At 53.9% G+C, this 6917-nt stretch carries 4 protein-coding genes; all 4 read left to right on the forward strand.

The window, feature by feature from the left end; all coding sequences use genetic code 11:
• A partial coding sequence (locus ACIQ2T_RS11065) for a calcium-binding protein (protein ID WP_397590856.1) occupies positions 1-1835 on the forward strand: 1835 nt, incomplete at its 5' end.
• Between the two features lie 256 nt (positions 1836-2091).
• Complete coding sequence (locus ACIQ2T_RS11070; RefSeq protein WP_397590857.1) at positions 2092-3282, forward strand: TolC family protein; 1191 nt, start codon at positions 2092-2094, stop codon at positions 3280-3282.
• Entirely contained in the window at positions 3279-5381 is a 2103-nt protein-coding gene (locus ACIQ2T_RS11075; protein WP_397590858.1) for an ATP-binding cassette domain-containing protein, read from the forward strand. Before ACIQ2T_RS11070 ends, ACIQ2T_RS11075 begins: the two co-directional genes overlap by 4 nt.
• A complete protein-coding gene (locus ACIQ2T_RS11080; RefSeq protein WP_397590859.1) occupies positions 5378-6532 on the forward strand; it encodes an HlyD family efflux transporter periplasmic adaptor subunit in 1155 nt (384 codons plus the stop codon). Before ACIQ2T_RS11075 ends, ACIQ2T_RS11080 begins: the two co-directional genes overlap by 4 nt.
• Positions 6533-6917: the final 385 nt, after the last annotated feature.

Below are 6917 nucleotides of genomic sequence, written 5' to 3' on the forward strand. Positions count from 1 at the left end.
ATGAGGTGCGCTTTACCTCGACGACTGCCAATGCGACCCTCACGCTCTACGCAGGTGATACCGGCATCGAGAAGGTGGTGATCGGCACTGGCACGGCGGCGGCAGCGGTCACGACCGCCACCACGGCTCTCAACGTCGATGCATCTCTGGTGTTGAGTGGATTGAGCATAGCTGGAAACTCCGGAGCCAATGTCATTACCGGCACCGGCTTCGCTGATTACATCTTGGGTTACGCTGGCAATGACACCATCAATGGCGGTAATGGTGACGACACTATTGATGGTGGCGCAGGAACAAACATATTGAATGGTGGTGCAGGGTTTGATGTCGTAGATTATCGGGAAAGTATTACAGCCGTGACAGTCAGCTTGGCTATCACGACAGCCCAAACGACTGGCGGAGGCGGAACCGACACCTTGTTTGGGTTTGAAGGCATTTTAGGTGGCTCAGGTGATGACATCCTTACTGGGGATGGCAACGCCAATGCAATTTATGGCTATAGCGGCAACGACACCATCAATGCCGGCGATGGTTCCGACATCATTAGAGGTGGCGCAGGAACAAACATACTGAATGGTGGTGCAGGGTTTGATTATGTCGATTATCGCAACAGTACCACAGCCGTGACAGTCAGCTTGGCTATCACGACGGCCCAAACGACTGGCGGAGGTGGAACCGACACCTTGTCTGGGTTTGAGGGAATTACCGGCGGCTCAGGTGATGACACCCTTACTGGGGATGGCAACGCCAATGCAATTTATGGCTATAGCGGCAATGACATCATCAATGGCGGTTCGGGCAATGACTTCCTCTATGGCGAGGCGGGCAATGACTACCTCAATGGTGGTTTGGGCGACGACACCCTCAATGGTGACGATGGTGACGACACTATTGATGGTGGCGCAGGAACAAACATACTGAATGGTGGCGCAGGGTCTGATTTCGTCGATTATCGGGAAAGTATTACAGCCGTGACAGTTAGCTTAGCTATCACGACAGCCCAAACGACCGGCGGAGGTGGAACCGACACCTTGTTTGGGTTTGAAGGCATTTTAGGTGGCTCAGCTAATGACGTCCTTACTGGTGACGGTTTCAACAATGCAATTTATGGATTTAACGGAAACGACACGATCAATGGCGGCGATGGTTCCGACGCCATTAGTGGTGGCGCAGGAACAAACATATTGAATGGTGGTGCAGGGTTTGATTTCGTCGATTATCGGGAGAGTATTACAGCCGTGACAGTCAGCTTGGCTATCACGACGGCCCAAACGACTGGCGGAGGCGGGACCGACACCTTGTCTGGGTTTGAGGGTATTTTAGGTGGCTCAGGTGATGACACCCTTACTGGGGATGGCAACGCCAATGCAATTTATGGCTATAGCGGCAATGACATCATCAATGGCGGTTCGGGCAATGACTTTCTGGTTGGCGGAGCAGGATTTGATGACCTTCATGGTGGCAATGGCAACGACCTTCTGACCGGAGGCAGCGGTGACGACTGGTTCATCTTCGACACAACCCCCAACGCAACAACAAATACTGACACGATTACCGACTTTACGTCAGCAGACGGGGACAAGCTGGTATTCAGCAAGGCGATCTTTACGGGCCTATCCGGTGCCGCTTTAGGCGATCTGTCGTCAGACGCGTTCTGGTCTGGTGCAGGGATAAAAACCGCGCATGATGCAGACGACCGGTTCATCTACGATACTACCACTGGCTCGCTTTATTATGACGCCGATGGTAACGCCTCAGGCAGCGCGGCAGTACTGGTCGCTACGCTCGGAGCAGCGACCCCGTTGGCTTTCACAGACCTGCAAATCATTGGGTGACTTTGGAGTATAGACGGTATGCGCATTATTGGATTATCATTTCTTAGAAGATAGCTCACGTTTAGCCTTGCCATTTTGTCAAAACTTGGAACGATTACGATTTAGAAATGAATTGTTTTGATAATTGTTAAGCGCTGATCTATAATGACCTCTTGGCAGCGTGATTGAACCAATTTTGAAGAAATTACACATATTTTGTCTCTTTTTATTGGTAGCATCCCCACCAGCGATCCCAGCTTTTTCTGAAGACCTGGCCATGTTCAGCGCGCCAGTCGCAAAGGATACTGCTGAACTTTACGTAGCGATAGATCGAGCGGTACAAACTCATCCCTCCATCGCTGCCGCAAAAGCATCTGCCAGCGCCGCTGGTGCTGATGTGCGCGCGACCAAATGGCAGCGGTTTCCTAGTTTTTCATTAGAAGGCTTGTTTTTTAACCAGTCGCGTAACAGCTTGCAGGCTCAAGCGGTGGTCGATCAGCCGCTTTGGACAGGCGGTCGGATATCGGGAGTGATCGAACGGGCACGAGCGCGCCAAAGCGCAGCGCTAGCAGCATATAATGAGGCCATACTGGCCATTGCCCAGTCTACGGCAAAGAGCTTTTATGAGGTCCATCTTTGGCGCGAGCGCGGCATCCTCTTGGCTATCAGTCTTGAACAGCACCAACGCATGGTGGCCAGCATGGAGCGGCGCGTTGCCCAAGAGGTGAGCCCACTGTCGGATTTGGAACTTGCCAGAGCGCGCGCGCTACAAATTAGTCAGCAGATTTATCAGGCAGACGCTCAGGAGCGTGTAGCATTGAGCCGCTTTCATGAATTGATCGGAGATAGTCTTGTCACAGTGGGCATGCTTCCCACTTCTCCGGCTTCTTGGCCAAGGCTAGAAGATGCCAAGGTTACAGCTGAGGCCCTCAGCTTCAGCCCAAGCCTTGAACGTCTACGGTCTGAGGCAAGAGGTACCAAAGCCGAGGCCCGTGTCGCGGGCGCATCCATCCTACCGCAATTGAGCGGCCAGTATAGCTACAGCGAGAATTTCGGACATCGTGTGGGCGTCGCGCTCAAGGTCCAGTCTGATGGTGGGCTGTCAAGGTTTGCCGCAGCCGACGCTGCCAATCAGCGCGTGCGGGTAAGCGAATTGCAGATCTCTGCCGGTGAGCGTCAATTACGTGACGAACTCCAGGCCCTGCTGCGCGAGTATGAATCCGAGACGTTACGACTTGACGGCAGCCAGTCTGCTGCAAGTGCCGCGCAGCGCGTAATGGATTCCTACATGCGGCAATTCACCAGCGGACGTAGGACTTGGATTGACGTCATGAACGCGGTCCGCGAGGCGACCTCGGCTGAAATTGATGCCGTTGATGCCCGCATTTCGGCGCAGTCCTCGCTCGTACGTATCTTGCTCCTGTCGGGCCGGTGGACGCCGGAAACTGTGAAAAGTGCTCAACCATGACTGCACCGTTTATTGACCTTGTTGCCGCCTATGCTCAACGAAAGAGCGTCGTGCTTGGACCAGACTGGGCAATTAACGCGCCCCAAGACCTGCAGGTCGATGATCGGGACGCCCTCGACAAACTTTGCGCTGGCATAGGCTGGACTTCGTCTCCTAGACGCGGCAAGCCGAGGGCCCATCAGTTCCCCGCCCTCGCATTCCATGATGCACACGGTTGGTGCATCGCCCAGCGTTGGACGAATGCGACCCAAATCCGGCTTTTGAATAGCAGCGGCGGAATTGACGCAGACTGGTCGAGCGACCTGCTCCTGAGGGATCTGGAGCTGCCAGGCATCACAAAACTAGCAGGCGCGAATAGAGCCATAGATGTTTTTTGGTCGGCAATATTCCGTCGCAAGTCAATGATTATTGATGCCACGATCGCGACCGTAGTCATCAATCTTATCGCGCTCGCAACGTCGATCTACTCGATGCAGGTGTATGACAGAGTTATTCCGCGCGGCGGCTTTTCGACATTGCTGGTCCTGACCGGCGGCATCGTCTTCGCCCTGCTGATAGATATGCTGATCCGTAACACACGGGCGGTAATGATCGACAGGGAAGCAACGGTTATCGACAGCGAGGTCTCGGAGTATTTCTATTCCCGCATGCAGGCCGTCCGCCTTGATTCGCGCCCCCGTTCCATCGGGACCATGGCGGCCCAGTTGCGTGGCACCGATCAGGTGCGATCGATGCTCTCATCGGCCAGCCTGTTTGTGTTGGCAGACCTTCCCTTTGCTCTGCTATTTATGGCTGTAATGGCATGGCTCGGCGGGATCGTAGCTATTGTGCCGCTTGTCGCCTTTCCTCTGGCTTTAGTCCTTGCTGGGCTCATGGCGCGCTTCATCCGCAGCGATACTGAGGCTTCGCAAATTTCAGGGAACTTGAAAAACGGTTTACTGGTAGAAGCCTTAGACGCTGCGGAAACGATCAAGTCCAATCTCGGTGGATGGCATATGCTTGCCAACTGGAACCGGTTGGTTGACGAGATCCATCGATATGACCTCAAGGTAAAGCGATGGTCAGCCTTTTCCAGCTCCGGCTTTTCCTTCATCCAGCAGATGGCCTACATTGGCGTGGTTTGCGTCGGTGCATTCGAAGTTGCCAATGGCAATATGACAATGGGCGCCGTGATCGCCTGTTCAATTTTAAGTGGGCGAGTGAACGGCCCGCTGGTAGCTGCACTTCCCAATCTCATTATTCAGTGGGGCTATGCCCGCTCATCTCTAGTCGCCCTCGACAATATCCTGGCGATGCCGAGCGATCAACCCGATGACCGCGAGTTGATCCGACAACCTGCCGTTCGGGGACAGGTTAAGCTTGAGCAAGTCAAATTTGTTCACCAGGGCGGCAGGCAGGGTATTAACCTGCCTAGCCTTGAGATCCGTCCCGGCGAGAGGATTGGCATCATTGGCCCTGTTGGCTCAGGAAAATCGACCTTGCTTAAAATACTGGCCGGGCTCTATGCGCCGCAAGAGGGACATGTGCTGCTCGATGGCGTAGATGTTCGGCAAATTGCGGAGGAAGATCTGCGACGGCAGGTTTGCTATTTCCCTCAGGACTATCGTTTGATCACTGGCTCCTTGCGGGATAATCTAACCCTTGGCTTGGCAACGCCCAATGATGAAATTCTGCTCGAAGCAGCTAGTCAGACCGGCCTTGTAAACTTGATCAACAACCATCCTATGGGCCTAGACCTCCCAATTTCCGAGGGCGGTAATGGCATGTCGGGCGGCCAGCGTGTCCAAGTGGGACTAACCCGTCTATTGCTCGCGAGACCCAGAATGCTGTTGCTTGATGAGCCGACTGCCAATCTCGATCAGGAGAGTGAGGCTCGGGTGCTGCAGGCGATCCTGAAATCAATGGATACGGAATGCACCCTGATTTTCGTGACCCACAAGATGCAGCTTGTCGGCTTGGTCAACCGCCTGATCGTTTTCGCCAATGGGCAAATTGCCATGGACGGTCCGGTCAATGCCGTGTTGGAAAAACTACGAACACCCCCAGCCCAAGCCGCAACCAGTTCTCACCCCACTGTTACTTCCGAAGGACAATCATGACTGGCCTTATGCGAATGACGTCCTCCCGGCAGGTCATTATACTGACTGCTTTAGCACTCGCGGGCTTCGTTGGCTGGGCAAGCCTTGCCGAGATTGACCAAGTCAGTCGGGCAAGCGGTCAAGTCATTCCATCGGGACGGATCCAGATTGTCCAGAGCACCGATGGTGGCGTCATTGAGAAGATCAGCGTCAAAGAGGGTGACCGTGTACGGAAGGGTCAGGTGCTCGTGACGCTTGACAGGGTCCGCCTTGCTGCCGCGGTTGACGAAGGTGGGGCAAAAGTGGCGTCACTCAAGACAGCCAAGGCGCGGATTAAAGCTGAGTTGTTCGACGCGCCCCTCGTCTTTCCAGATGATGTAAAAGATTTTCCCGACTTCGTGGCGAACCAACGGCAACTGTTTGCTAAGCGCCGTGCCGCCCAGATGCAGGATATTGCGGCCCTTAATCGCATGCTTCGTCTGGTTCGGCAGGAACTCGCAATGAACCAGCCTCTGCTGCAATATGGCGATGTCAGCCGCTCTGAAGTTTTGAGGCTTGAACGCTCTGTTGCCGAAATCGAGGGGCAGATCGCGAACCGCCAAAACAAATACCTACAGGACCTCCAGGCCGAGTATGCCAAGATTGAAGAGGATCTGGTGACTGCCGAGCAGACGCTGAAACAACGCGTGGCAGCGCTTACTGAGACAGAACTTGAGGCGCCTACCGATGGCATCGTCAAGAACGTCCGCCTAACGACAATCGGCGGGGTTTTGCGCCCCTCGGATGAAGTGTTACAGATCGTACCAACCGGTGAAGAGCTTATTGTTGAGGCAAAGGTCTCACCAGCAGACATCGCGTTTGTCCGCATCGGTCAGTCCGCCTCGGTTAAGTTCGACGCATATGATCCATCAGTCTACGGCTCGGCGGATGGTCGCGTCAGCTATATCAGCCCTGACACGATTATGGAACAAAAGTCCGGCGGGGAACAGATTTTCTACCGCGTGCATATCCGAGTGGACACGCGCAACATGCGTCCTCGCGCCGGTGGAAAGATAGAAATACAACCGGGCATGACTTCGACGACCGAGATTTTGACTGGACGAAATACGGTACTCAAATATCTGCTAAAGCCAATCATCAAGACGGTAGATCAGTCTTTTGGGGAGCGTTGAGCCGATCGCCTCGCTCAATCTTTGAAATAAATGACTAAGGGCGTCCAAGCCGCTCTGCCAATTCAATTTGGGTGACGCCGGCAGCGATGCGCGCGTCAACGAGGCACTGCGTAAGTACGCCGTAAGATAAAGAGAAAACAGATCAGTTATCTGTGCCCATTAAATAGGGTGGATTAATATCTCGTTTTGAAGTAATTTTTGTTTTGTAATCGCATGAATTCGCTCACGCGGTGAACTACTCGCGAGGATGGAGGCTAAATTGAGTTCAGTCAATGAGGTGCCTTCAGGCTTGCCGCAGATTGTTAGACCGCCGGAACTGGCCCTTGAGTTTCGGGTCAACACACACGCCAACCGTGACCAATCGTCGCCATCTGTCACAACTCTT

The organism is Sphingorhabdus sp., assembly GCF_044357595.1.
Lineage (GTDB): Bacteria > Pseudomonadota > Alphaproteobacteria > Sphingomonadales > Sphingomonadaceae > Sphingorhabdus_B.